This window comes from Pseudomonas protegens CHA0 (genome assembly GCF_000397205.1).
Classification (GTDB): Bacteria; Pseudomonadota; Gammaproteobacteria; order Pseudomonadales; family Pseudomonadaceae; genus Aquipseudomonas; species Aquipseudomonas protegens.
In genome coordinates this window covers 4,729,713-4,755,000 of sequence record NC_021237.1, presented here as the reverse complement: position 1 = coordinate 4,755,000, position 25,288 = coordinate 4,729,713, and the positions used below count along the sequence as shown (strand labels likewise).

15 protein-coding genes, 1 tRNA gene and 2 rRNA genes are annotated in these 25,288 nt (G+C 64.3%); 14 read left to right on the top strand and 4 right to left on the bottom strand.

The window, feature by feature from the left end; all coding sequences use genetic code 11:
* Window positions 1–4 precede the first annotated feature (4 nt).
* The 4 genes from PFLCHA0_RS21015 (at window position 5) to mrdA (ending at window position 5,573) form a co-directional block, all read left to right on the top strand.
* A tRNA-Ala gene (locus PFLCHA0_RS21015) sits at window positions 5–80 on the top strand.
* 233 nt (window positions 81–313) lie between these two features.
* Window positions 314–3,205 (top strand): 23S ribosomal RNA (locus tag PFLCHA0_RS21010).
* Window positions 3,206–3,343: 138 nt separating this feature from the next.
* A 5S ribosomal RNA gene (gene rrf / locus PFLCHA0_RS21005) occupies window positions 3,344–3,459 on the top strand.
* A gap of 221 nt (window positions 3,460–3,680) precedes the next feature.
* The gene (mrdA, locus tag PFLCHA0_RS21000; RefSeq protein WP_011062421.1) at window positions 3,681–5,573 is read left to right on the top strand and encodes a penicillin-binding protein 2; all 1,893 of its coding nucleotides are present in this window, start codon (window positions 3,681–3,683) and stop codon (window positions 5,571–5,573) included.
* Window position 5,574: 1 nt separating this feature from the next.
* Here the strand turns inward: mrdA and PFLCHA0_RS20995 are convergent, their stop codons facing one another.
* Window positions 5,575–6,540, bottom strand: a complete 966-nt coding sequence (locus PFLCHA0_RS20995) for a LysR family transcriptional regulator (RefSeq protein ID WP_015636460.1) — start codon at window positions 6,538–6,540, stop codon at window positions 5,575–5,577.
* Between the two features lie 178 nt (window positions 6,541–6,718).
* Here PFLCHA0_RS20995 and PFLCHA0_RS20990 point away from each other — a divergent pair, with 178 nt between their 5' ends.
* From PFLCHA0_RS20990 to qhpG, 7 genes are all read left to right on the top strand, one after another.
* Window positions 6,719–8,032 carry an MFS transporter gene (locus PFLCHA0_RS20990; RefSeq protein ID WP_015636459.1) on the top strand — a complete coding sequence of 438 codons (1,314 nt, stop codon included), beginning with the start codon at window positions 6,719–6,721 and terminating at the stop codon, window positions 8,030–8,032.
* Between the two features lie 19 nt (window positions 8,033–8,051).
* Complete coding sequence (locus tag PFLCHA0_RS20985) at window positions 8,052–9,281, top strand: Zn-dependent hydrolase (RefSeq protein WP_041752774.1); 1,230 nt, start codon at window positions 8,052–8,054, stop codon at window positions 9,279–9,281.
* Window positions 9,282–9,291: 10 nt separating this feature from the next.
* The gene (locus PFLCHA0_RS20980; protein ID WP_015636457.1) at window positions 9,292–10,317 is read left to right on the top strand and encodes a histone deacetylase family protein; all 1,026 of its coding nucleotides are present in this window, start codon (window positions 9,292–9,294) and stop codon (window positions 10,315–10,317) included.
* A 457-nt stretch (window positions 10,318–10,774) separates the two neighbouring features.
* Window positions 10,775–12,679, top strand: a complete 1,905-nt coding sequence (locus PFLCHA0_RS20975; protein ID WP_015636456.1) for a sigma-54-dependent Fis family transcriptional regulator — start codon at window positions 10,775–10,777, stop codon at window positions 12,677–12,679.
* On the top strand, window positions 12,679–14,397 hold the full coding sequence (locus PFLCHA0_RS20970; RefSeq protein ID WP_015636455.1) for an ABC transporter ATP-binding protein: 1,719 nt from the start codon (window positions 12,679–12,681) through the stop codon (window positions 14,395–14,397). Before PFLCHA0_RS20975 ends, PFLCHA0_RS20970 begins: the two co-directional genes overlap by 1 nt.
* Window positions 14,387–15,070: a subtilisin-like serine protease QhpE gene (gene qhpE / locus PFLCHA0_RS20965; RefSeq protein WP_015636454.1), complete on the top strand. Its 684-nt coding sequence runs from the start codon at window positions 14,387–14,389 to the stop codon at window positions 15,068–15,070. The genes PFLCHA0_RS20970 and qhpE overlap by 11 nt, the downstream gene beginning before the upstream one ends.
* The gene (gene qhpG / locus PFLCHA0_RS20960) at window positions 15,055–16,374 is read left to right on the top strand and encodes a flavin-dependent monooxygenase QhpG (RefSeq protein ID WP_015636453.1); all 1,320 of its coding nucleotides are present in this window, start codon (window positions 15,055–15,057) and stop codon (window positions 16,372–16,374) included. Before qhpE ends, qhpG begins: the two co-directional genes overlap by 16 nt.
* Window positions 16,375–16,511: 137 nt before the next feature.
* Here the strand turns inward: qhpG and PFLCHA0_RS20955 are convergent, their stop codons facing one another.
* The 3 genes from PFLCHA0_RS20955 to PFLCHA0_RS20945 form a co-directional block, all read right to left on the bottom strand.
* Window positions 16,512–18,428 carry an amidohydrolase gene (locus PFLCHA0_RS20955; RefSeq protein WP_015636452.1) on the bottom strand — a complete coding sequence of 639 codons (1,917 nt, stop codon included), beginning with the start codon at window positions 18,426–18,428 and terminating at the stop codon, window positions 16,512–16,514.
* A 184-nt stretch (window positions 18,429–18,612) separates the two neighbouring features.
* Window positions 18,613–20,103 carry an aldehyde dehydrogenase family protein gene (locus PFLCHA0_RS20950; RefSeq protein ID WP_015636451.1) on the bottom strand — a complete coding sequence of 497 codons (1,491 nt, stop codon included), beginning with the start codon at window positions 20,101–20,103 and terminating at the stop codon, window positions 18,613–18,615.
* Window positions 20,104–20,303: 200 nt separating this feature from the next.
* Window positions 20,304–20,882, bottom strand: coding sequence for a DUF4337 domain-containing protein (locus PFLCHA0_RS20945; RefSeq protein WP_015636450.1), 579 nt, complete (start codon window positions 20,880–20,882; stop codon window positions 20,304–20,306).
* A 236-nt stretch (window positions 20,883–21,118) separates the two neighbouring features.
* Between PFLCHA0_RS20945 and PFLCHA0_RS20940 the strand changes: the two genes are divergently transcribed.
* Genes PFLCHA0_RS20940 through PFLCHA0_RS20930 form a run of 3 tightly spaced genes read left to right on the top strand, consistent with a single transcriptional unit; the run spans window position 21,119 to window position 25,285 of the window.
* A complete protein-coding gene (locus PFLCHA0_RS20940) occupies window positions 21,119–22,597 on the top strand; it encodes an efflux transporter outer membrane subunit (RefSeq protein WP_015636448.1) in 1,479 nt (492 codons plus the stop codon).
* Window positions 22,594–23,703 carry an HlyD family secretion protein gene (locus tag PFLCHA0_RS20935; RefSeq protein WP_015636447.1) on the top strand — a complete coding sequence of 370 codons (1,110 nt, stop codon included), beginning with the start codon at window positions 22,594–22,596 and terminating at the stop codon, window positions 23,701–23,703. Before PFLCHA0_RS20940 ends, PFLCHA0_RS20935 begins: the two co-directional genes overlap by 4 nt.
* Window positions 23,696–25,285 (top strand): DHA2 family efflux MFS transporter permease subunit, encoded by a 1,590-nt coding sequence (locus PFLCHA0_RS20930; protein ID WP_015636446.1) that lies wholly within the window; start codon window positions 23,696–23,698, stop codon window positions 25,283–25,285. Before PFLCHA0_RS20935 ends, PFLCHA0_RS20930 begins: the two co-directional genes overlap by 8 nt.
* Window positions 25,286–25,288: the final 3 nt, after the last annotated feature.

The following is a 25,288-nucleotide window of genomic DNA, read 5'->3' as shown; positions in this document are numbered from 1 at the left end:
TTATGGGGCCATAGCTCAGCTGGGAGAGCGCCTGCCTTGCACGCAGGAGGTCAGCGGTTCGATCCCGCTTGGCTCCACCATAAACTGCTTCTGAAAGCTTAGAAATGAGCATTCACTTTGAATGTTGATTTCTAGTCTTTTGATTAGATCGTTCTTTAAAAATTTGGGTATGTGATAGAAAGATAGACTGAACGTTACTTTCACTGGTAACGGATCAGGCTAAGGTAAAATTTGTGAGTTCTCTTTTAATTAAGAATGCAAATTTTCGGCGAATGTCGTCTTCATAGTATAACCAGATTGCTTGGGGTTATATGGTCAAGTGAAGAAGCGCATACGGTGGATGCCTTGGCAGTCAGAGGCGATGAAAGACGTGGTAGCCTGCGATAAGCTTCGGGGAGTCGGCAAACAGACTTTGATCCGGAGATCTCTGAATGGGGGAACCCAGCCATCATAAGATGGTTATCTTGTACTGAATACATAGGTGCAAGAGGCGAACCAGGGGAACTGAAACATCTAAGTACCCTGAGGAAAAGAAATCAACCGAGATTCCCTTAGTAGTGGCGAGCGAACGGGGACTAGCCCTTAAGTGGCTTTGAGATTAGCGGAACGCTCTGGAAAGTGCGGCCATAGTGGGTGATAGCCCTGTACGCGAAAATCTCTTAGTCATGAAATCGAGTAGGACGGGGCACGAGAAACCTTGTCTGAATATGGGGGGACCATCCTCCAAGGCTAAATACTACTGACTGACCGATAGTGAACTAGTACCGTGAGGGAAAGGCGAAAAGAACCCCGGAGAGGGGAGTGAAATAGATCCTGAAACCGTATGCGTACAAGCAGTGGGAGCAGACTTTGTTCTGTGACTGCGTACCTTTTGTATAATGGGTCAGCGACTTATTTTCAGTGGCAAGCTTAACCGAATAGGGGAGGCGTAGCGAAAGCGAGTCTTAATAGGGCGTCTAGTCGCTGGGAATAGACCCGAAACCGGGCGATCTATCCATGGGCAGGTTGAAGGTTAGGTAACACTGACTGGAGGACCGAACCGACTACCGTTGAAAAGTTAGCGGATGACCTGTGGATCGGAGTGAAAGGCTAATCAAGCTCGGAGATAGCTGGTTCTCCTCGAAAGCTATTTAGGTAGCGCCTCATGTATCACTGTAGGGGGTAGAGCACTGTTTCGGCTAGGGGGTCATCCCGACTTACCAAACCGATGCAAACTCCGAATACCTACAAGTGCCGAGCATGGGAGACACACGGCGGGTGCTAACGTCCGTCGTGAAAAGGGAAACAACCCAGACCGTCAGCTAAGGTCCCAAAGTTATGGTTAAGTGGGAAACGATGTGGGAAGGCTTAGACAGCTAGGAGGTTGGCTTAGAAGCAGCCACCCTTTAAAGAAAGCGTAATAGCTCACTAGTCGAGTCGGCCTGCGCGGAAGATGTAACGGGGCTCAAACCATACACCGAAGCTACGGGTATCACGTAAGTGATGCGGTAGAGGAGCGTTCTGTAAGCCTGTGAAGGTGAGTTGAGAAGCTTGCTGGAGGTATCAGAAGTGCGAATGCTGACATGAGTAACGACAATGGGTGTGAAAAACACCCACGCCGAAAGACCAAGGTTTCCTGCGCAACGTTAATCGACGCAGGGTTAGTCGGTCCCTAAGGCGAGGCTGAAAAGCGTAGTCGATGGAAAACAGGTTAATATTCCTGTACTTCTAGTTATTGCGATGGAGGGACGGAGAAGGCTAGGCCAGCTTGGCGTTGGTTGTCCAAGTTTAAGGTGGTAGGCTGGAATCTTAGGTAAATCCGGGGTTCTAAGGCCGAGAGCTGATGACGAGTTACCTTTTAGGTGACGAAGTGGTTGATGCCATGCTTCCAAGAAAAGCTTCTAAGCTTCAGATAACTAGGAACCGTACCCCAAACCGACACAGGTGGTTGGGTAGAGAATACCAAGGCGCTTGAGAGAACTCGGGTGAAGGAACTAGGCAAAATGGCACCGTAACTTCGGGAGAAGGTGCGCCGGTGAGGGTGAAGGACTTGCTCCGTAAGCTCATGCCGGTCGAAGATACCAGGCCGCTGCGACTGTTTATTAAAAACACAGCACTCTGCAAACACGAAAGTGGACGTATAGGGTGTGACGCCTGCCCGGTGCCGGAAGGTTAATTGATGGGGTTAGCTAACGCGAAGCTCTTGATCGAAGCCCCGGTAAACGGCGGCCGTAACTATAACGGTCCTAAGGTAGCGAAATTCCTTGTCGGGTAAGTTCCGACCTGCACGAATGGCGTAACGATGGCGGCGCTGTCTCCACCCGAGACTCAGTGAAATTGAAATCGCTGTGAAGATGCAGTGTATCCGCGGCTAGACGGAAAGACCCCGTGAACCTTTACTATAGCTTTGCACTGGACTTTGAATTTGCTTGTGTAGGATAGGTGGGAGGCTTTGAAGCGTGAACGCCAGTTTGCGTGGAGCCATCCTTGAAATACCACCCTGGCAACTTTGAGGTTCTAACTCAGGTCCGTTATCCGGATCGAGGACAGTGTATGGTGGGTAGTTTGACTGGGGCGGTCTCCTCCTAAAGAGTAACGGAGGAGTACGAAGGTGCGCTCAGACCGGTCGGAAATCGGTCGTAGAGTATAAAGGCAAAAGCGCGCTTGACTGCGAGACAGACACGTCGAGCAGGTACGAAAGTAGGTCTTAGTGATCCGGTGGTTCTGTATGGAAGGGCCATCGCTCAACGGATAAAAGGTACTCCGGGGATAACAGGCTGATACCGCCCAAGAGTTCATATCGACGGCGGTGTTTGGCACCTCGATGTCGGCTCATCACATCCTGGGGCTGAAGCCGGTCCCAAGGGTATGGCTGTTCGCCATTTAAAGTGGTACGCGAGCTGGGTTTAGAACGTCGTGAGACAGTTCGGTCCCTATCTGCCGTGGACGTTTGAGATTTGAGAGGGGCTGCTCCTAGTACGAGAGGACCGGAGTGGACGAACCTCTGGTGTTCCGGTTGTCACGCCAGTGGCATTGCCGGGTAGCTATGTTCGGAAAAGATAACCGCTGAAAGCATCTAAGCGGGAAACTTGCCTCAAGATGAGATCTCACTGGAACCTTGAGTTCCCTAAAGGGCCGTCGAAGACTACGACGTTGATAGGTTGGGTGTGTAAGCGCTGTGAGGCGTTGAGCTAACCAATACTAATTGCCCGTGAGGCTTGACCATATAACACCCAAGCAATTTGCTTAAGAAGCGAGTTGCGGTGTGTGAAGACGATACAAACCGAAAGTTTGCGAACACACAAAGCTATTACATACCCATTCGCTGGCACGTTGCACAAGCAACGGACTGGCTACCGAATTTCTTGACGACCATAGAGCGTTGGAACCACCTGATCCCATCCCGAACTCAGAAGTGAAACGATGCATCGCCGATGGTAGTGTGGGGTTTCCCCATGTGAGAGTAGGTCATCGTCAAGATTAAATTCCGAAACCCCAACTGCACATGCAGTTGGGGTTTTGTTTTTGCGCGTGGAAAAACTTGCGCTATCCAAGTAGCCGCCAAGGCGCCATTGATCAGCCGCGATGGAAATCCCCTCAAAGTCCGTGGGTGGTTTTTGGTATGGTGCAGCTCTTTTTAAAGGACTTGAGTTCATCCGCACGGAACAGCGTCGACCTCTATTCACCGAGAAGCTGTAGCAATGCCCGAAGCGATTCCGATCAAGGACCACGAGAAAGAAAGCCGCCTGGTCAACAAACGGCTGCTGGCCTGTGCCGTATTGGTGGTGGCCATCACCTGCGCCCTGGTGGCGCGGATGTATTTTCTGCAAGTGGTGGAGTTCGACTACCACTCCACCGTTTCCGAGAACAACCGCGTCCATGTGCTGCCGATCACTCCCACCCGGGGGCTGATCTACGATCGCAACGGCGTGGTCCTGGCGGACAACCGCCCCAGCTTCAACCTGACGATCACTCGCGAACGCACCACCGACCTCAAGGGCGAGCTGGACACCGTGGTCGATCTGCTGCACTTGCCCCCGGAAGACCGCACGCTGTTCGACAAGGAGATGAAGCAGGCCCGTCATCCCTTCGTCCCCGTGACCCTGTTCTATGAGCTCACCGAAGAGCAGATCGCCGTGCTCGCGGTCAACGAATACCGGTTGCCCGGCCTGGACGTGGAAGCCCAGTTCGTCCGCCACTATCCCCTGGGCGCACACTTTGCCCACTCCATCGGTTACGTCGGGCGGATCAACGAGAAAGAAGCCAAGACCCTGGACTCGGTGGAGTACCGTGGCACCCAATCCATCGGCAAGACCGGCATCGAGAAATTCTACGAAGCCGAACTGCACGGTCATGTCGGCTATGAGGAAGTAGAAACCAACGCCCAGGGCCGGGTGATGCGAGTGCTCAAGCACACCGATCCGATCCCCGGGAAGAGCATCGTCCTGAGCCTGGACATCAAGCTCCAGGAAGCCGCTGAGGAGGCCCTGGGCGATCGCCGTGGTTCCGTGGTGGCCCTGGACCCGGCCACCGGCGAAGTCCTGGCCATGGTCAGCAAGCCAAGTTTCGACCCCAACCTGTTCGTCACCGGCATCAGCTTCAAGGAATACGCTGCGCTGCACGACTCCATCGACCGGCCCCTGTTCAACCGAGTGCTGCGGGGCCTCTACGCGCCGGGCTCCACCATCAAGCCGGAAGTGGCGATTGCCGGCCTCGATAGCGGCGTGGTTACCGCTTCGACCCGGGTCTTCGATCCGGGCTATTACCAACTGCCGGACTTCGACCACAAGTACCGCAACTGGAACCACAGCGGCGATGGCTGGGTGGACATGGACGCAGCGATCATGCGTTCCAACGACACCTACTTCTATGACCTGGCGCACAAGCTCGGCATCGACCGCCTGCACGACTACATGGCGATGTTCGGTCTGGGCGAGAAGGTCTCTCTGGACATGTTCGAAGAGTCTCCCGGCCTGATGCCCTCCCAGGCCTGGAAACGCGCCACCCGTCGCCAGCCATGGTTCCCGGGGGAAACCGTGATCCTCGGCATCGGCCAGGGCTATATGCAAGTCACGCCGCTGCAACTGGCCCAGGCCACCGCGCTGATTGCCAACAAGGGCGTGTGGAACCGTCCGCACCTGGCCAAGACCATCGATGGCGTGGCCCCGGTGGATGAGCATCCGATGCCCAACATCCTGCTGAAGAATCCCCGTGACTGGGATCAGGTCAACCACGGCATGCAGATGGTGATGCACGATCCCCGCGGTATCGCCCGCGCCGCGGCAGCAGGGGCGCAGTACCGCATCGCCGGCAAGAGTGGTACGGCCCAGGTGGTGGCGATCAAGCAGGGCGAGCGCTATGACCGTCTCAAGACCCGCGAGCGCAACCGTGACAACGCCCTGTTCGTGGGCTTCGCCCCGGCGGAGCATCCACAGATCGTGATTTCGGTGATGATCGAGAACGGCGAAGCCGGTGGTCGGGTGGCCGGCCCCGTGGTGCGGCAGATCATGGACGCCTGGCTACTGGACCAGAACGGCCACCTCAAGCCGCAGTACGCAGCCCCGGCCAAGGCCCCTGGCGATCCCCACGTCTGAATCATTTCAACATCAGGCTACCCGGCGCCGGCTCATGCTGACTGAGCATGTGCTGGATGCTCTGCAAAAACAGTACCTCGGCCCGGCTCATGCGCTGCTCGCGGTTCCACAGCAGGTGAATGTCGACATCGGCAATGCCTTCGTGTGGCGGCAGGCGCCACAGCAGCCTGGCGTCGACATCGGCGGCCACCACATGCTCCGGCAGGCAGCCGATGCCAAACCCGGCGATCACCAGGCGCCGTACTTCCTCCAGGCTCGGGGATGAGGCGACGATGCGTCCGCTGAAGCCCTGCTGGTCACGGAAGATGGTCAGCGGCGAGAGCATGCCGCCGATCTGGTCGCTGGTGAAACTGACGAAGTTCTCCCGTTGCAGATCGCCCTCGGCCACATCCCCGCGGCCGAACAGCGGGTGGTGCTTGCCGCAGAAAAACGCATAGCGCTGACGCAGGAACAGCCGCTGTTCCAGGCGCGGCTGTGGCCGGCGGTTAAGGCTCAAGCCCAGGGTCGCGGTCTTTTCCTGCAGGGCGCTGACGATATCCGAGCTGCGCATCACTTCCACCTCCAGATCGACCCGCGGGTGCTGACGATGGAAGTCGGCCAGGAAGTCGTCGAAACGTTCGCTGAAGATCCGGCTGATGATCAACAGCCGCACTTTGCCGATCACTTCGTCGGCGGGCTGTTCCAGCATGCTGCTGACCTGGGACATCTGGCCGTAGATCTCTCCGGCCAGTGCGAAAATCTGCTCACCCACTTCGGTCAGGGCAAAGCGTGGGCCGCGCCGGGCAATCAACTGCCGGCCCAGTTGTTCTTCCAGGCGCTTGAGGGCCTGGCTGACCGCCGGCTGGGTCAAGTGCAGGCGCGCCGCTGCACGGCTGATGCTCAGCTCCTGGCCAATCACCCGAAAGGTGCGCAACAGGTTCCAGTCGAGGCGGTCATTGAGCAGGCGGCGGGCATCGCGGTCGGACATGGCAGGGGCTCTGGTTCGGGCTGTAGCTGAATAATAAGCCAGGATAATAATCGAGATAACCAATAGAAAATTGACTAATTATCCCCCGGAACGGATAAATCCACCCCAGACAGGTGCCAGCAGAAGCCCCTGCGCCCGACCCTTCCTCCTGCCAAAAAAATAATCAAGGGAGCCAACCATGAAGCCTTCCGCTTCGCCTCAGCCTCGCCGGGCTGCGGCCGCCGCCTTTATCGGCACCATGATCGAATGGTACGACTTCTACATCTACGCCACCGCCGCGGCGCTGGTGTTCGGTGCCTTGTTCTTCCCCTCCGACGACAAGCTGTTCAGCACCATGGCCGCCTTCGGCACCTTTGCCGTGGGCTTCTTCGCCCGACCTTTGGGGGGCATCATCTTTGGCCATATCGGCGACCGCATCGGCCGCAAGAAATCCCTGGTCATCACCCTGCTGATGATGGGCGTGGTCACGGTCTGCATCGGCCTGCTGCCAACTTATGCACAGATCGGCGCCCTGGCCCCGGTGCTGTTGATCCTGCTGCGCATCGTCCAGGGCATTGCCGTGGGAGGCGAGTGGGGCGGTGCGGTGCTGATGGCCGGTGAACATGCGCCCAAGGGCCGGCGCAACTTCTTCGCCTCCTTCGCCCAATTGGGCAGCCCGGCGGGATTGATCCTCTCGCTACTGGCCTTCAGCGCCGTGACCCGCCTGCCCGAGGACGCGTTGATGAGCTGGGGCTGGCGCCTGCCGTTCCTGGCCAGTGCGCTGTTGCTGCTGGTGGGCCTGGCGATTCGCCTGGGGGTCAACGAGTCGCCGGAGTTCCTCGCCAGTCGCGAGCTGGCGGCCAGGTCGCTACGCAAGGAGCAGGCTCCGGTAATGGAGGTGCTGCGCACCGCCTGGCGTCCCTTGCTGCTGTGCATCGGCGCCAACACCCTGGGGATTGCCGGGGTGTATTTCACCAACACCTTCATGATTGCCTACACCACCCAGCAGTTGGAGATACCCCGTTCACTGATCCTTGAATGCCTGTTCGTGGTGGCGCTCATCCAGTTCTGCATCCAGCCCCTGGCCGCCTGGACCGCCGAGAAAATCGGTGCCACGCGCTTTCTCTGCCTGGTGTCGCTGTTGGCCATGGCCTCGCCCTATCCGATGTTCGTGCTGGTGAGTTCCGGGCAGGCGCCGCTGATGATCCTCGGCATCGCCCTGGCGGTGGTGTGCATGGCTTCCTTCTATGCGGTGATCGCCGGTTACGTCAGCGGCATGTTCGAGACCCGGGTGCGCTACACCGCGATCTCCCTGGCCTATCAGGTCTGCGGTGCCCTGGCCGGCGGCCTGACCCCTCTGATCGGCACCTGGCTGGCCCATCGGTTTATTGGCCAATGGTGGCCGATGGCGGTGTTCTACAGCCTGATCGCTGCCGTTTCGCTGATCTGCGTGCTAGCCCTGGCACGCCGGCACGCTCACGCCCATCGCCTGGAAATGGCATCCCACGCCTGATTGTCTGGAGAATCTGATGATGTTGAAAATCAATGGCCAGCGCCTCTGGGCGAGCCTGATGGCCATGGCCGAAATCGGTGCCACGGCCCGTGGCGGCAGCTGCCGCCTGGCCTTGAGCGATGAAGACCGGGCCGGTCGCGAACTGTTTGCCCACTGGTGCACCGAGGCCGGCATGAGCCTGAGCGTCGACCCCATTGGCAACCTGTTTGCCCGGCGCCCAGGTAGCGACCCGGACGCTGCCCCGGTGATGATGGGCAGCCACCTGGACACCCAGCCCGAAGGCGGGCGCTTTGATGGGGTCTACGGTGTGCTGGCCGGATTGGAAGTGGTACGCACGCTCAATGACCTCGGGATCCAGACCCGCAAGCCCCTGGAAGTGGCGGTCTGGACCAATGAGGAGGGCGCGCGTTTCACCCCGGCGATGTTCGGCTCGGCGGTGTTCACCGGGGTCATGGCCCTGGACGCCGCCCTGGCGGTGCGTGACGCCGATGGCATCAGCGTCGCCCAGGCCCTGCAGCGCACCGGTTATGCCGGCAGCCGGCCCCTGGGCGCAGCGGTGGATGCCTACTTCGAAGCCCATATCGAACAGGGCCCGATCCTTGAAGACAACGCCAAGAGCATCGGCGTGGTCAGCGGCGGCCAGGCCATCCGCTGGCTCGATGTGCAGGTCGAAGGCCTGGCGGCCCACGCTGGCACCACGCCGATGCCGCTACGCAAGGATGCGCTGTACGGCGCGGCGCAGATGATTCTTGCAGTGGAGCAGTTGGCAGCGGATTTTGCCCCCCAGGGCCTGACCACCGTGGGTGAGCTGAGCATCGCCAAGTCGTCGCGCAATACCATTCCCGGCCTGTTGAGCTTCACCGTCGACCTGCGCCACCACCAGGATCGGCAGATCGCCGCCATGGAGCAGCAGGTCGAGGAACGCCTGCAGGCCATCGCCGGCCAGCGCGGGCTCAAGGTCAGTATCAGCCGGCACTGGGTCAGCCCGGCCACGCCATTTGATGCCGAGTGCGTGGCGGCGGTGCAGCAGGCGGTGGATGGCCTGGGCTACCCTCAGCAGTCCATCGTCAGCGGCGCCGGCCACGACGCCATCTTGCTGGCCCGCTATTGCCCGACGGCCATGGTGTTCATTCCCTGTGTCGGTGGCCTGAGCCACAACGAAGCCGAAGACGTGTTGCCCGAGGACGTGCGCCAGGGCGCCGATGTATTGCTTAACGCCGTGCTGGCCCGTGCCGGCCAGGTTGAATAAGGAGAAGGTCATGCGCAGTTTTTTCCACCCCGAACAGTTGCTCCACCATCCACGCAGCTACTACTCGCGCGGCCAGATGCGCATACCCCAGGAGGTGCCGGAGCGCGCCCAGCGCCTGGTGCAGGCCGCACACTCCCTGGGTTTTGCCGTCGAGCAGCCACGGGATGCCGGGATGGCACCGTTGCTGGCGGTACACGGCGCGCCGTACTTGGCGTTCCTGCAGGATGCGCACCAGGGCTGGAAGGACATCCCCGAAGACTGGGGTGATGAGGTGATGTCCAACATCTTCGTGCGTGAGCCCAATGCCCTGCGCGGGGTCCTGGCCCAGGCCGCGTGCTACCTGGCCGACGGTAGTTGCCCGGTGGGTGAGTCGACTTGGCGTGCAGCCTACTGGTCGGCGCAAAGTGCCGTCGCCGGGGCCCAGGCGTTGCTCGACGGTGAGCCGGCGGCCTACGCCTTGTGCCGCCCGCCGGGCCACCACGCCCGGTCCGAGGCGGCCGGGGGCTTCTGCTACCTGAACAATGCGGCGATCGCCGCCCAGGTCCTGCGGGACAAATACGCCCGGGTGGCGGTGCTGGACACCGACATGCACCACGGCCAGGGCATCCAGGAAATCTTCTACGAGCGCGCCGATGTGCTGTATGTCTCGGTGCACGGCGACCCGACCAACTTCTACCCGGGGGTGGCCGGGTTCGCCGAGGAGCGTGGCGCCGGGGCGGGGGAGGGCTACAACCTCAACCTGCCGATGGCCCATGGCGCCAGCGAAGGGGATTTCCTCGCCCGTCTGGAACAGGCCCTGGTGGCGGTGAAGGCGTTCGATGCCGAGGTGCTGGTGCTGTCTTTGGGGTTCGATATCTATGAACTCGACCCGCAGAGCAAGGTGGCAGTGACCCGGGACGGCTTCGCCATCCTTGGCCAGCGAATCCGCAGCCTGGGCCTGCCGTGCCTGATCGTCCAGGAAGGCGGCTATCACCTGGAAAGCCTGGAAGACAACGCCCGCGCCTTCTTCGCAGACTCTGGCGCCTGGGCCCTGTAGGCACCACCAGCCCCGCCCGCTCGCAGGAGCCGGCTTGCCCGCGAAAGGGTCCTCACGCCATGCACCCGACTAAAGGCTCTCGTTCGCTGGCAAGCCAGCTCCTGCACAAGCTGGCATGCATTCGTCATAGAAGGCGGCCTGCCGGCAAAGGGGGCTCAAGCCCTGCGCTCGTCTCGGGGCCCTCTTCGCTGGCAGGCCAGTGCCAACGGGAGGGGGGCGTGCGGTACTTGCCATTTGCTTTACGTTAACGTCAAGATGCTCGAGCGCCCGTTCCACTGGCGCAGGTTTTGCTTGATCTCCAATGACAGGGTAAGCAATTCAGGGCTGCCCGATGATCCGGGCAAAGCCCCTTTACTGCCCCCTGAACCCGGTGTAGACATTGACCACGGCTTGCGTGCTTCGCGCAATCCAAGGGAGTGGAGCGGGATGCAGCGGGCGGACCGATTCGGAGCGCTTGATGACTCTTATAAAAACAATAAAGGGTGAGCAGCAACACGAAGCCCGGCTGGCCCGGGAACGGCTGCACCTGGAAGGCCAGATCCCCGACGGGGTTCTGCGTGCGGAAATCGATGCCTCATGGCGGCGCAGCCTCAGCCATGGCGTGCACTTTGGCAGCCAGCACCAACTGACCCTGGAATCCAGCGCCAGCCTCGAAGTGCTGCTGGCCAGCAACCGCCTGTTGCTGGACGCGGCGATCCCGGCCATCGACTACCTGAGCCAGCATCAGGGCAAGGACGGGATGATCATCCTGGCCAATGCCGACGCCACCATCCTGGCCATCGAAGGCCGCGCCGACCGTCTCAAGGACAGCGGCGTGCAGGACATCACCCTTGGCGCCTGCTGGAGCGAAGCCACCCGCGGCACCAACGCCCTGGGCACGGCCCTGGTGGAGGCCCGGCCGACCCTGATCGACTGCGGCGAGCACTACCTGGACCGTCTCAGCCATTTTTCCTGCACCTCGGTGCCCATCCAGTGCCCCCAGGGCGAGATTCTGGGCGTGCTCGACCTGACCCGCGAAGGCCCCCTGGGCCGGGCCCAGGACAGCACCGCGCTGCTGGCCATGGCGGTCAGCCAGATCGAAGCCCGGGTGTTCCATGCCACCTACCCGGAGCAGATCGTCCTGGCCTTCCACAGCCGCCGGCAATACCTCGAATCACCGTGGCAGGGGCTGCTGGCCCTGAGCCTGGGCGGGCAGATCCTCGCGGTCAGCGGCCAGGCCTGCCAGTTGCTCAACACCCCGCGCGCAGCCCTGGTGGGCCGGCGCTGCGAAGAGTTCCTCGGGGTCGATGGCCTGCAACTGCTCGCACGCCTGCAACAGGGCGCCGTGGGTAGCCTGCAAACCGCCAAGGGCGAGCTGTTCTACAAGGCCCTGCGGGCGCCGCAGCCAGCGCTCAACCTGCACCGCGCGCCACGCAGCGCTCCGAAAGCCGCAGCCATGCCCCAGGACCTGGAAGCCCTGGCCGGGGGCAACAGCCGTTACGCCCGCACCTTGCGCATGGCCCGTCAGGGCCTGGCCAATGACCTGCCGGTGTTGCTACTGGGCGAAACCGGCACCGGCAAGGAAGTCCTGGCCCGGGCCCTGCACCGCGCCGGCAGCCGCGCCGAGAAACCCTTTGTCGCGGTCAACTGCGCGGCGATCCCCGAAGGCCTGATCGAGTCGGAACTGTTCGGCTATCGCGAAGGCGCCTTCACCGGCTCGCGTCGTGGCGGCATGATCGGGCGCCTGCAACAGGCCCACGGTGGCACCCTGTTCCTCGATGAGATCGGCGACATGCCCCTGGCCCTGCAAGCCCGCCTGCTGCGCGTGCTGCAGGACCGCAAGGTGGCGCCCCTGGGGGCCGGCGAAGAACAGGACATCGACATCGCCCTGATCTGCGCCACCCACCGCGACCTCAAGCAGCAGGTGCAGGACAAGGCTTTTCGCGAAGATCTGTTCTACCGGGTCAACGGCATCAGCGTGCTGTTGCCGGCCCTGCGCGAACGCGAAGACCTGCAGCCCCTGGTGGACAGCTTGCTGGCCAAGCTCGGTGGCGCCCAGGTGAGCCTTAGCGATGAGCTGCGTCGGCTGCTGGCGGACTACCACTGGCCGGGCAATATCCGCCAGCTGGAGATGGTCCTGCGCACAGCCCTGGCCCTGCGCGAAGACGGTGAGTGCCACATCGGCCTGGAGCACCTGCCCGACAGCATGCTCGACGACCTCAATGCCAGTGCCCGACCGCAGACCGGGAGCATCCGCGAGAATGAGCTGGAGCTGATTCGCAGTGCCCTGGACAACCACCAGGGCAATGTCTCGGCGGCAGCGGACGCTCTGGGCATCAGCCGCGCGACCCTGTACCGCAAGCTCAAACAGTTGCGCGCCTGATGCGGCGCCTGATCACCCGGCTGGTGGACAGCCGCGACCCCCAGGCCCTGAGTGCCGCCCTGGGCTGGCTCTACAGTTTCGTGCGGCCCCACCGGCTGGCCATCGGCGGCCTGCTGGGGCTGTCGGTGTGCGCTTCCCTGCTGGTGCTGGTGCAGCCCTGGCTGACCAAGCTGCTGATCGACGACGGCCTGCTGGCCCGGGACTTCCCGCGGCTGGTGCTGATCGCCGCGCTGATGATCGGTGCCGGGCTGCTGGGCACCGTGCTCTCCGGGGTCAACCGCTACCTGCATACGCGGCTGTCCGGACGCATCCTGTTCGCCCTGCGCGACGACCTCTATCGGCATCTGCAGCGCCTGTCGCCGAGCTTCTACGGCCAGCGGCGGATCGGCGATCTGATGTCGCGCCTGGATGGCGATGTGGCGGAGATCCAGCGCTTTGCCGTGGACTCATTGTTCTCCGCCGTGTCCAGCGTGATCGGCCTGGTGGTGGCGCTGGCCATGCTCCTGACCCTGTCCTGGCAACTCTCGCTGCTGGCCCTGGTGCTGATCCCCCTGGATGTGCTCTGGCTGCGCTGGATGCGGCGCAAGGTGGAGCGCGATGTGCGCCAGTTGCGCGAGCGTTCGGCGGACATGTCCTCGTTCATGGTGGAAACCCTGCCGGTGATGAAGTTCATCCAGAGCGCCGGCCAGCAGCAACGGGAGGCCCAGCGCCTGGATGGCCTTGGCCAGGGCTACATGAGCCAACTGCTGAAGCTGCAGGTCACCGAGTTCTTCACCCAGGCGGTGCCCGGCACCCTGACCTCCTTGTCCCGGGCCTGCGCCTTCCTGATTGGCGGTTACTGGGTGGTGCAGGGCACCTGGCAACTGGGGGCGCTGATTGCCTTTTCCACCTACCTGGGCATGGCGGTGGGCCCGGTGCAGAGCCTGTTGGGCCTGTATGTGGCAATCCAGCGCATGACCGTGAGCCTCGGCCGGGTCATGGAACTGCGTGGCGAGGAACCGGGCATCAGCAACCCCGAGGCGCCGCTGCCGGTGCCGGAGCAGGGCGAGCTGCATTTTCACGCAGTGCACTTTTGCCACCCGGGCCGCGCCTCGACCCTGCAGGGCATCGAGGCGCGTATTCCCTACGGCCGCAAAGTGGCCCTCAGCGGCACCTCGGGCGCAGGCAAAAGCACGCTCATCGACCTGTTGCAGCGCCATCACGACCCCCAGTCCGGGCAGGTGCTGCTGGGCGGCGTCGACCTGCGCCAGCTGGACCTGGCGCAGTTGCGCCGGCGGGTGGCGGTGGTCAGCCAGGATATCGTGCTGTTTCGCGGCAGCCTGGCGGACAACCTGGCCTACAGCGTGCCCGATGCCAGCCGCGAAGCCGTGGCCGAGGTGGCGCGGCTGGCGCAGTTGCAAGGGCTGATCGAGTCCCTGCCCGAAGGCCTGGACAGCCCCCTGGGGGAGCGCGGCCAGCAATTGTCCGGTGGCCAGAAACAACGCATCGCCATTGCCCGGGCGCTGCTCCAGGACCCGATGATCCTGGTGCTGGACGAAGCCACCTCGGCGGTGGACGAGGCCACCGAGCGCGAGGTGATCGAGGCCATCGACCGCTTGTTCGCCGGGCGCACGCGGATCCTCATCAGCCACCGACCCTCGACCCTGGCCGATGCCGAACTGCGCTTCGAATTGCGCGATGGCGTACTGCATGCGCTGGAGGTGGCCCATGAAGCCTGAGCTGCGCATCGGCGTGATCGACAGCGGCCATGCCGCCCATCAGCGGGTGGCGGGCGGACGACGCTTCTTCCTGCAGCCCGAAGGGATAGGCCATGGCCCCTTGCAGGAAGATGCCCTGGGCCATGGCAGCGCGATCATCGAGGCCATCGGCCAGCGCGCGCCGACGGCGCAGGTCTATGTGGCCCAGGTGTTCGACCGGCGCGCAGTCACCAGCGCCGCGCAAGTCAGCGCCGCGCTGCACTGGTTGCTTGCGCAGGACGTGCGCCTGATCAACCTGAGCCTGGGCCTGCGCCAGGATCGCGACCTGCTGCGCCAGGCCTGTGCCGCGGCCGAGGCCCGCGGAGTGCTGTTGTGCGCATCCAGCCCGGCCCAGGGCGAGGCGGTGTTTCCGGCCAGTTACCCCGGGGTGCTGCGCGTCACCGGCGATGCGCGATGCAGCGCGCAGCAGTGGTCATGGCTGAACACCGCCCAGGCTGATTTCGCCGCCTGCGTGCGCGGCAGCAGCCCGGGGCAGTCCGGCGCCAGCCTGGGGTGCGCGGCCCTGAGCGGGTATATCGCGGCCTACCTGGGTACCCACCCGCAAGCCGACAAGGCCCAGGTCCGGCAGTGGCTGCAGGACAACGCCCACTACCAGGGGCCGGAACGCCGGCAACAGCCATGCACACCATTCTGATCCTCGGCGCGGGGCCGGCCGGGGCCGCAGTGGCCCTGGGGCTGCGCCGCCTCGGCTACCCGGTGACCCTGGTCAGCGACTGGCGACGCTTTCCGGCCCTGGAAGGGGCCTCGCAGCGGGTGCTTGAAGCCTTGCGCGGTGCCGGCCTGGAACAGGCGCTGGCTCAGGCCCTGCAACCGTCCCAGCGGCGGGTGGCATGGAACGGTGCAGAACATGCGCAGAACATCGAATACCTGCTGGATCGCCCGGCCTTCGACCGCGGCCTGCGGGAGGCCTTGCGCGAAGCGCAGGTCAAGCTGATCGAGGGCAGGGTGCTGGGGGTGCAGTCCAGCGAGGCCGGGCATCGGGTCCAGGTGCAAGGGCAGGGCGAGGTGCGCGGCGAGTTCCTGGTGGAGGCCCGTGGCCGGCAGGCGCCGGTGCTGGACAAAGCCTTGCGCCAGGGGGGCGGCAAGGGCCTGCGCGGCCCGGAAACCGTCAGCCTGCTCAACCGCTGGCAGGGCCCTGGCGGCAGCGCCGCCAGCGCGGTGCACAGCCTGGAGGACGGCTGGGCCTGGATGGCCCGGCGCGAGGACGGCCAGTGCTACTGGCAGCTGACTCTGGATGTGGAGAGCGCCGGGCTGCCGGGCAAGGCGCAGTTGCTGGAGTACTGTCGCCAGCGCCGCCTGGGCTCGGCCATGGCCCGGGAATTCTTTGCCGGTGGCCAGGAGCAGCAATTGCACCTGCATGCCCGCAGCAGCACGGCGATCCTCAACCCTCAGGCCTGTGGCGCGAACTGGCTGCGGGTCGGCGATGCGGCCATGGCCGTGGACCCTTTATCCGGCAACGGCATTTTCCAATCCCTGTCCTCGGCGTTGCAGGCCCCGGCGGTGATCAACACCTTGCTGCAGCAGCCGCAACGTGCAGCGCTGGCGCAGCGTTTTCACGGGCAGCGGGTGGAACAGTTGTTCCTGCGTTTTGCGCGCATCGGCCGGGACTTCTACGCCGACGAGCAACGCTGGCCCGAGCAGTCGTTCTGGCAGGCCCGCCGGCAGTGGCCGGATTGCCAGCCGGCGCACAGTGCCGTGGACTTTTCGGCCTTGCGCATCGAGCGCGCCCCGGTGCTGCGCGACGGCCTGGTGGATGAAGCCGAAGTGGTGATCACCCCGGACCAGCCCCTGGGCATCTGGCATGTACAGGGCGTGGAACTGGCGCCGCTGTTGCGCCGTTTGCGCAGCCAGGGGGCGGCCCAGGCCCTGGCGCAACTGAGCCCGGACCAGAATCGGCTGATACGCAGCTGGTTGCTGGCCCAAGGCTACCGCCCCTGAACGGGGATCGTAGGAGCGAGCTTGCTCGCGAACCGCGCAGCGGCCATCCACCGGAGTGAACCCGCGGTCCTTTTCTCCGGCAAGCCGGCTCCTACAGGGGGCACCGGGAGCTGGCGCAGCCCCCGGGCTTGCACTGGTCAGCTACGGGGGTTGAGGTACACCCGCTGGCCGCCTTTCCAGGTTTCGCAGACCTTGATGTCGCGAATCCGGGTGGCCGGGAACTTCTCGTCCAGTGGGTCCTGCTCGAGGATCACGAAGTCGGCGAAGTTCTGGTCCTGCAGGGAGCCGGTCCAGGCCTCGGCATGGCACTGCCAGGCAGCGTCGTAGGTGATGGCTTTCAGCGCCTGCTTGCGGGTCAGGCACTGGCCCTCATTGAGGATGGGTTGCAGGCGCGGGTCATGGACGAACAGGTTGTCATGATTGCGGATGCCTTCCATCTTGCGGGTCACCGCCTGCTCCATCGAACGCAGGGGCCCCAGTGGGGTCACGGAATAGTCGCTGTGCAGGGAAATCCGCAGCTCGTGGTCCAGGGCCGATTTGCAGAGGTCGAGCATGTTGTGTGCCTTCTTTTCGAAAATGGCTTTATCGAAGGCGTAGCCCCAGTAGCCGACATGGCCAATCAAAAAGCTCGGTGACAGGCCCAGGCGCTGCATGGTTTCCAGGGTGCTTTTGCTCAGCAGCGAGCAATGTTCGATGCGATGGCGCTTGTCCAGGCCGCTCTGGCCCTGCAGGGCCAGGTCATAGGCCTGCAGAGTGAATTCGATGGCCTGGTCGCCGTTGGCATGGATCATCAGCGGCCAACCTTTTTTCACCGCCGCGTGGATAAATTCCTGGTATTTGACCGGGAGTGTTTTCGGGGTGTCCTCGCCCTTGTCGCACAGATTGAAGTTGCCCACCGGGCGGGCGGTCTCGCAGCAGTAGGGCGCGACCTGATAGCCGGTCAACCCCTGGTTGGACCCGTCCGAGATCACCTTGATCGAGCCCTGATACATGTGCCTGGCCTCTTCCCGCGTGGCCGGCCGATAGTCCGGCAGCAGCTTGAGGGCTTCGAGCGAGTTGTTGCAGGCGGCGTAGCCGATCCGCAGCGTTCTGGGGTGGGACAGGAAGTAGGCGTTCAATACCAGCTTCGACAAGGGGTCCATCATCGCGTCGTACAGCAGGGTGATCCCGCGGCTGGCCGCGGTGGCGAAGAAGGTGTCCAGGCGCTCGAAGATCTTCAGCATTGCAAGCTTCTGCCTGGCGGGAATCGACAGGATCCCGGCCACTATCTGGGTTTCCTGCAGCACGCCGTTCTCGACCATGACCCCGGTTCTTTCATGCACCAGATCCCGGGCCGCCGTGTTCATGTAGGCGGTGTGCATGGAGGCACTGATCAGCAGCATCGGCCGCTTGGCCTCGATGGTGTCCAGGTAGCCCTCTTCGGGCGTGTCGCCACATTGCAGGGTAATGAGTTGGTTCAGGCCGCCCGGCACCACCTTGAACGGCATCAGCGCCGGATCGACCAGGTGCCCGAGGACCCAGCTCGTGCTGTCTTCGGGGAGGTTGTTCTGGATGGTTTCCTTCAGCCAGCCCCAGGTATAGAGCGGCCGCAGGCGCTGGCTGTTTTTCTCTGGCGCCTGCTGGCTATCGCCGTCGTCGGGCTCGATGGCGCCCAGGTTCAGCCAGCCATCCATGGCGCAGCTCTGCACGATGTGGGCGTGGGGCTCGACCAGGCCGGGCAGCAGGGTCTTGCCGTGCAGCGACTGCTTCTTGTAGTCGATGCCCAGGGCCTGCATGCGGGCTTCGACGGCGGCCAGGGTGCCCGCGGCGACCACGTCGCCGGCATGGATGCCCAGGGCTTCGACCCGCTCATCCATGTTGCCGTCGCGCAAGGGGTAGATGATGCCGTCATGAAACACCAGGGACTCGCCGTTCGCGTCCCTGGCCGGGCCCTGTGCTGCGTTGGGGTGGCTGGCGATATAGCTGGCGGGGTCGAGGGTGTCTTTCAAGGCTTCCCAGACGGGGTTGTGGCAGCCGCACTGGATGTAATCGTGATCATTTCCATTTGATCCCATGATGCTTTCCTCGGGTTTTCGGTGGTGATGAGGCGTTGTGGGGGGATGAGCCCAGGCTCTTCAAACGAGGTGGCCAGCCGGCTCGGGCTGAGCGTAGCAGTGCTTTGCACGGCGAACAGGGCGGTCGTCGGGGGGCGCCGGACCACCTCCGGCGCCCCGGGTGGGGCGGTTGGCGCGGGGCGGATCAGAGCTTGATCAGCACTGATTTCAACTCGGTGTAGTGCTCGATGGCCGCGTGGCCCATTTCCCGGCCAAGCCCGGACATCTTGTAGCCGCCAAACGGCAGTGCCGGGTCCAGGGCACTGTGGCAGTTGACCCACACCGAACCGGACTTGATCCGCGGAATCATCCGGTGCACCGCCGCCAGGTCGTTGGACCAGATGCTCGCGCCCAGGCCGTAGGGGCTGTCGTTGGCCATGCGCAGGGCGTCGGCCTCATCGTCGAAAGGAATGGCCACCAGCACCGGGCCGAAGATCTCTTCCTGCACCAGCGAATGCTTCTGGTCCACATCCACTATCACCGTCGGCTTGACGAAATACCCCGGGCCGAACTGTTCGCCGCCGCAGGCGATGGTGGCGCCGCTTTCGCGACCCATCTCGATGTAGCGATAGACCCGCTCCTGCTGGCGCGCGGAAATCAGCGGGCCCATCTCGACGCTGGCGTCCAGGCCATTGCCCAGCTTCATGGCATTGGCGATGCCGGCGATGTCGGCTACCACCTTGTCGAAATGCTTGCGCTGCACATACAGCCGGGAACCGGCGCAGCACACCTGGCCCTGGTTGAAGAAGATCGCGCTGGCAGCCCCGGCCGCGGCGCTGGCCAGATCGGCGTCGGCCATGACGATGGTTGGCGACTTGCCCCCCAGTTCCAGGGTTACCCGGGTCATGGAGTCCATGGCGATCTTGCCGATTTCCTTGCCCACGGCGGTGGAGCCGGTGAAGGTCAGCTTGTCCACCAGGGGGTTGCGGGTCAGGGCGCTGCCGGCGGTGATGCCGGTGCCGGTGACTACGTTGAACACGCCGTCGGGGTAGCCGGCTTCCTGCACCAGCTCGGCCAGTTTCAGGGCGCTGAGTGGCGTTTCATCGGCGGGCTTGAGCACCAGGGTGCAACCGGTGGCCAGGGCCGGGCCGAGTTTCCAGCAGGCCAGCAGCAGCGGGAAGTTCCAGGCGACGATGGCGCCGACCACGCCCACGGCTTCGCGGCGGATGAAGCTGTGGAACTGATCGTCAGGCATCAGGGGCAGCGAGACCTCGACGCTTGAACCCTCGATCTTGGTCGCCCAGCCGGCCATGTAGCGCAAGAAATCGATGGACAGTTGCACGTCCATGGCCTGGGCCACGGCGGCGCTCTTGCCGTTGTTCAGGCATTCCAGCTGGGCCAGCAGTTCGGCGTCGCGCTGCATCAGGTCGGCGAGTTTCCACAGCAGGTTCTGCCGCTCCCGGGGGCGGGTGCGGGTCCAGGGCGAATCGTCGAAGGCCTGGCGTGCGGCGAGCACTGCGCGGTCCACATCGTCCACCGTGGCCCGGGGCACCAGGCACAGCTGTTCGCCGGTGGCGGGGTTGCGCAGGGGCATGGTCTGGCCGTCGCCGGCCTCGGTCCAGTGGGCACCGATCAGCATGCGCGGGGCGCGCTGGATAAAGGCCGTGGTAGCGGCGAGCAGTGGGGCAATAGCCATGGCGAAGCCTCTTGTTGTAGGTGAGGCAGGGGCTTTCGCAATGGCTGTGCCAGTTCCACCCAGGCGCCGCGGCCCCGCTATGGCGGGGCCTGGGGCGCAGCACCGGGGCTTGCGCGGCGGCAGTTTTTCGCAAACTGCGACAGCCCGGTGAGATTCAAGAGACGCATCGGCTGGCAGGTTCCGGGGGCCGGCAGGGTGCTCTAGATGTGCAGCCAGGCCAGTGTGCCCAGTAGCACGCTGCCGCCGGCCGCGCCGTAGGCGAGCTTCTTCAGCCATTCCTTGCGGGTCAGCAGGGTGATGGCCGCCATCGAAATGGCGATCTGGATCGCCATCATCGCCTGGGCCCAGCGATGGTGCTGGTGCAGCGCGGCTTCCGATTGTTCGTCCCAGTCCCGGGCCTCGGCTTCCAGGGCCTCGGCCTTGAGGCGCACCGCTTCCTTTTCCTTCTGGTAGCGCTGGGCTTCGATGCCGTAGTGCGCGGCATCGACTCCGGGAATGTGGGTCGCCAGCTCCGCCAGGTTCTGCCGGCTGGATTTGGCCTGGTAGTAGCTCCACTGGTTGGCGGCTTCGGTCTTTTTCATCGCGGCATTGTTCTTGTCCATCGCCGCCAGGCTTTCCGAGGAGCCGGCCTGATAGCTCAGGAGTGCTCCCAGGGTGGCCATGATCGCCGTCATCACCGCGATCTTGCTGGCGAAGCGGTCACTGCGCGCGTGGGCATGTTCGCTCACGTGTTCCAGGTGCTTTTCGTGGGGGCTGGGCACATCGAAGTCTTCGGTCATGGCGATCCGATCGGCTGGGTAGGGGGTGTTTCAAATTGTATCCATGGCCACTGGCGCCAGCAGGGCCAGTGTGAGTTCGTTCAGCTGGCCGACAGCCTGGAGCTGTGGGCCCAGGCCGGAAGGGCCGCGCTTGGGATCAAGGTTGACCATTTCGCGATAATCGAAAAGAAGTTCTCGTTAGACGGTCGCCAGCTGGCCTTTCTAAAGTAGGCGCTTCGAATCCGTGAGTACTTCCCATGCCCATTTACCCGAGGCCTGCATGGGCCCTGTGCGCCCTGTTGGCCGGTTGCACCCTGGGGCCGGAACGGCCGCCCGGCAGCACTGTGCCCCTGCCCGTGAGCCACCTGGACGCAACGGCCGAGCAGGGGCTCGACCAGTGGTGGCAGCTCTACCGTGACCCTGGGCTCAATGCCGCGGTACAGGAAGCCCTGAGCCAGAACCGCGACTTGCGGATGGCTGCGGCCAACCTGCTTCAGGCCCGGGCGCTGCTGCGCGAAACCGATACCCTGCGCCAGCCTTCCACCCAGGTGACGGCCCGCGCCGGCTACGGCAGTACCGCCGACGACCAGCTGGAAGCCGCCTTGCAGGACAGCCAGCACATCCGCACCGGCAGCCGCTATGGGGTCGGCCTGGATGTGCAGTGGGAGGCCGACCTGTTCGGCCGCCTGCACGGCCTGGCCGATGCCGCCCGGGCCGATGCCGAGGCGGCCCGGGCCGCCGAAGATGGCCTGCGGGTGGTGGTGGCCGCAGAAACCACCCGTGCCTGGTTGCAGGCCTGCAGCTATGGCCAGCGCCTGCAGGTGGCGGGCGAGTCCCTGGCGCTGGTGGAGCAGGGCCGCACCCTGAGCGCCCGGCTGTATCGGGCCGGCGCCGCGGTGACCCTGGATGTGGTGCGCGCCGAAGGCCTGGTGGGCCAGGTGCAGGCCAGCCTGCCGCCGCTGCAGGCCGGACGGCAACGGGCCCTGGCCGAACTGGCCGTCTTGCTGGGGCGCCCCCCGGGTGATGCACCGGCGGCGGCCCAGGCTTGTCGCCAGGCCCCGACCCTGGGGTCGCCCATGCCCCAGAGCGATGCCCTGGCCATGTTGCGTCGGCGCCCCGACGTGAGCCAGGCCGAGCGCCGGCTGGCGGCGGCCACGGCGCGCATCGGCGTGGCCCGGGCCGACCTCTATCCAAGGGTCAGCCTGGGGGCCGGGGTCTTCACGTCGGCGCACCACCCCTCGGGTTTCGATGACCGTGACGCGTCGGTCTGGCAACTGGGGCCGCTGTTGTCCTGGAGCTTGCCCAACCTCAATGCCGCCCGCGCCCGCATCGCCCAGGCCAGCGCCGGAGAAAGCGCAGCGCTGGCGGATTTCGACCGCAGCATCCTGGCGGCCCTGAAGGAGCAGCAACAGGCCCTGAGCGACTACCAGGCCGCGTTGCAGCGCCAGCAAGCCCTGCACCTGGCAGCCGAACGTGACCACCAGGCCTTGCGCCTGGCCGGGCTAGCCAGGGCCGCCGGTGCCTCCACGGCCCTGGATTACCTCGATGCCCAGCGCACCGATGTACGTACCCGGGCCGCGGCAGCGCAGGCCGATGCCGCCGTCATCGATACCCAGGTGCTGGTGTTCAAGGCCCTGGGCGGCGGCTGGCGCAGCGCGCCGCCGATTGTCCTGCCGCAGCCGAGCCGGGCTGCGGCCAACCCTTTCCCGCGAACCCCCAACGAGCCTTTGCAATGACCCAGACCCCTGTTCCCGCTTTCCCGGCGCAAGCCGTCACCCGCCGTCGCTTACTCGGTTATGCCGGGCTGGCGCTGGTGTTGCTGCTGGTTCTGGCCTGGGGCCTGCGCTGGTGGTTCAACGGGCGTTTTCTGGTGGAGACCGACGATGCCTACCTGCGCTCGGACATCGTCACCATCGCGCCCCGGGTCGCCGGCTACCTGGTGGCGGTCGAGGTCCGGGACAACCAGCCGCTCAAGGCTGGCGACCTGCTGGCGCGGATCGACGACAGCGACTACCGGGCTCGGGTCGAACAGGCGGAAGCGGCGCTGCGCGAGGCCCAGGCCGAACAGCGTGCCGGGCAGGCGCGGCTGGCCAATCTGGCCGCCCGCCAGCAACAGCAGCAGAGCCTGATCGCCGAAGCCCAGGCCCGGGTCGGCGCCGCCGAGGCCGAGGCACAACGGGCCGGCCAGGAAGGGCGGCGGCAGCAACACCTGGCCAGCCAGCAAGTCAGCAGCGTGCAGCAACTGGAAAACGCCGCCGCCCTGGCCCGTCAGGCCGATGCCGCCCTGGGCGCGGCCCGCGCCAGCCTGGCCGCGCGGCGCCAACAGGTACAGGTGCTCGATACCGAACAGCAAAGCGCTCGGGCGCAACTGGACAAGCTCGAAGCGGGCGTGGCCCGGGTCACGGCCCAGCGGCAACTGGCCCGCATCGATCTGGCTCGCACCTTGATCCGCAGCCCGGTGGACGGTATCGCCGGCCAGCGGCGCCTGCGCCTGGGGCAGTACGTCGAAGTCGGCGCGCCGCTGTTGGCGGTGGTGCCTGAGGACGCCTATGTGGTGGCCAACTACAAGGAAACCCAGGTCGACGGCATGCGGCCCGGGCAAGCGGCTCGGGTCGAGGTCGACGCCCTGGGTGGCCATGTACTGGAGGGACGGGTGGAGAGTTTCGCCCCGGCTTCCGGCGCCGAATTCGCCCTGCTGCCGGCGGACAACGCCACCGGCAACTTCACCAAGATCGTGCAGCGCATGCCGGTGCGCATCCGCCTCGATCCGGGGCAGCCGCGACAGGCGCAGCTGCGCCCCGGGATGTCGGTGGTGGTGACCGTGGACACCCGTCATGACTAGTGCCCAGGCCGTATCGGAAGGCACCGGCGAGGCCGCCGCACAGGCAATCTCCCTGCGCACCTGGGTGGCGGTGCTGGGCAGCGTGGTGGGCTGCTTCATGGCCGGGATGAACGTGCACGTGACCAACGCTTCCCTGCCGGACGTGCGTGGCTCCCTGGGGGCGACTTTCGAGGAGGGGTCGTGGATCACCACCGCCTACCTGGTGGCGGAGATCATCATCATTCCCATGACCGGCTGGCTGGTTTCGGTGTTTTCCATGCGCCGGGTGCTGATGGTCGGCACCGCCGGTTTCGTACTGTTTTCGATCGCCTGTTCCCTGGCGCCGAACATCCACAGCCTGATCTTCGCCCGGGTGCTGCAAGGGGCCTTTGGCGGGGTGCTGATTCCCCTGTCGTTCCAGCTGATCGTCACCGAGCTGCCGGCGGCCCGGCACCCCATGGGCATGGCCCTGTTTGCCGTGGCCAACAATGTCGCCCAGGCCGCGGGACCGTCCCTGGGCGGCTGGCTCACCGATGCCTATTCGTGGCGCTGGATCTTCTACCTGCAAGTGCCGCCGGGGCTATTGCTGCTGGCAGCCATCGGCTGGTCGGTGCGGCCCCAGCCCATGGTCCTGGCAAAGTTGCGCCAGGGTGACTGGGGCGGCATCGCCAGCATGGCCGTGGGCCTCTCGGCGTTGCAGATCATGCTGGAGGAGGGCGGCCGTTACGATTGGTTCGCCTCAAGCTTCATCAGCCATTGCGCGATCCTGGCCACGCTCGGCCTGCTGGCCTTCGTGGCCATCGAACTGCGTCGCGAGCAGCCGTTGATCAACCTGCGCCTGCTGGGTCGCTACAACTTCGGCATCGCCAGCCTGATGCAATTCACCTTCGGTGCGGTGGTGTTCGGCGTGGTGTTCCTGGTGCCCAACTACTTTGCCCAGATCCACGGCTACAACGCCCGGCAGATCGGCCTGATGATGATTCCCTACGGCCTGATCCAGTTCGTCATGTCGTTCGCCACCCCGCGGCTGATGCGCTGGACCAGCGCCCGCACCATCATCATTGCCGGGTTCGCCATCACTGGCATCGGCTGCCTGATGAACATCCACCTCAACCCCGATGCCTCGGTGAACGTCATCGTGCCCTCGCTGGTGGTGCGTGGTATCGGCCAGTCGCTGGTGGTGGTGGCGCTGGGGGTGATGGCGATCCAGGGGCTGGAAAAGGACCAGGTGGGCTCGGCCTCCGGACTGTTCTCCATGGTGCGTAACGTCGGCGGGGCCATCGGTATCGCGCTGTCCAGCCAGATCGTGGTGGAGCGCGAGAAACTCCACGCCCAGCGCATTGGCGAATCCGTCAGCCTGTTCGCCCAGGCCACCCAGGAGCGCCTGGTGGAACTGGTGCGCCTGTTGGCCCAGGCACCGGTGGAGTACGCAACGGCCCTGCATTCGGCGGCGCTGGCGCCCCTGCGCCAGCAAGCCCTGGGCATGGTGGACAAGGTGCTGCACCGCGACGCCCTGCTGCTGGCCTACAGCGATGCCTTCTTGCTGGCGGGGCTGGCCATGCTGTTGTGCGTGGTGGCCGGTGTGCTGCTGCGCCGGGCCTGAGCC

What these genes read in the sequence shown, in the direction of transcription:
- mrdA (WP_011062421.1), top strand. Translation starts at nt 3,681, where the DNA reads ATGCCCGAAGCGATTCCGATCAAGGACCACGAGAAAGAAAGCCGCCTG.
- PFLCHA0_RS20995 (WP_015636460.1), bottom strand. Translation starts at nt 6,540, where the DNA reads ATGTCCGACCGCGATGCCCGCCGCCTGCTCAATGACCGCCTCGACTGG.
- PFLCHA0_RS20990 (WP_015636459.1), top strand. Translation starts at nt 6,719, where the DNA reads ATGAAGCCTTCCGCTTCGCCTCAGCCTCGCCGGGCTGCGGCCGCCGCC.
- PFLCHA0_RS20985 (WP_041752774.1), top strand. Translation starts at nt 8,052, where the DNA reads ATGTTGAAAATCAATGGCCAGCGCCTCTGGGCGAGCCTGATGGCCATG.
- PFLCHA0_RS20980 (WP_015636457.1), top strand. Translation starts at nt 9,292, where the DNA reads ATGCGCAGTTTTTTCCACCCCGAACAGTTGCTCCACCATCCACGCAGC.
- PFLCHA0_RS20975 (WP_015636456.1), top strand. Translation starts at nt 10,775, where the DNA reads ATGACTCTTATAAAAACAATAAAGGGTGAGCAGCAACACGAAGCCCGG.
- PFLCHA0_RS20970 (WP_015636455.1), top strand. Translation starts at nt 12,679, where the DNA reads ATGCGGCGCCTGATCACCCGGCTGGTGGACAGCCGCGACCCCCAGGCC.
- qhpE (WP_015636454.1), top strand. Translation starts at nt 14,387, where the DNA reads ATGAAGCCTGAGCTGCGCATCGGCGTGATCGACAGCGGCCATGCCGCC.
- qhpG (WP_015636453.1), top strand. Translation starts at nt 15,055, where the DNA reads ATGCACACCATTCTGATCCTCGGCGCGGGGCCGGCCGGGGCCGCAGTG.
- PFLCHA0_RS20955 (WP_015636452.1), bottom strand. Translation starts at nt 18,428, where the DNA reads ATGGGATCAAATGGAAATGATCACGATTACATCCAGTGCGGCTGCCAC.
- PFLCHA0_RS20950 (WP_015636451.1), bottom strand. Translation starts at nt 20,103, where the DNA reads ATGGCTATTGCCCCACTGCTCGCCGCTACCACGGCCTTTATCCAGCGC.
- PFLCHA0_RS20945 (WP_015636450.1), bottom strand. Translation starts at nt 20,882, where the DNA reads ATGACCGAAGACTTCGATGTGCCCAGCCCCCACGAAAAGCACCTGGAA.
- PFLCHA0_RS20940 (WP_015636448.1), top strand. Translation starts at nt 21,119, where the DNA reads ATGCCCATTTACCCGAGGCCTGCATGGGCCCTGTGCGCCCTGTTGGCC.
- PFLCHA0_RS20935 (WP_015636447.1), top strand. Translation starts at nt 22,594, where the DNA reads ATGACCCAGACCCCTGTTCCCGCTTTCCCGGCGCAAGCCGTCACCCGC.
- PFLCHA0_RS20930 (WP_015636446.1), top strand. Translation starts at nt 23,696, where the DNA reads ATGACTAGTGCCCAGGCCGTATCGGAAGGCACCGGCGAGGCCGCCGCA.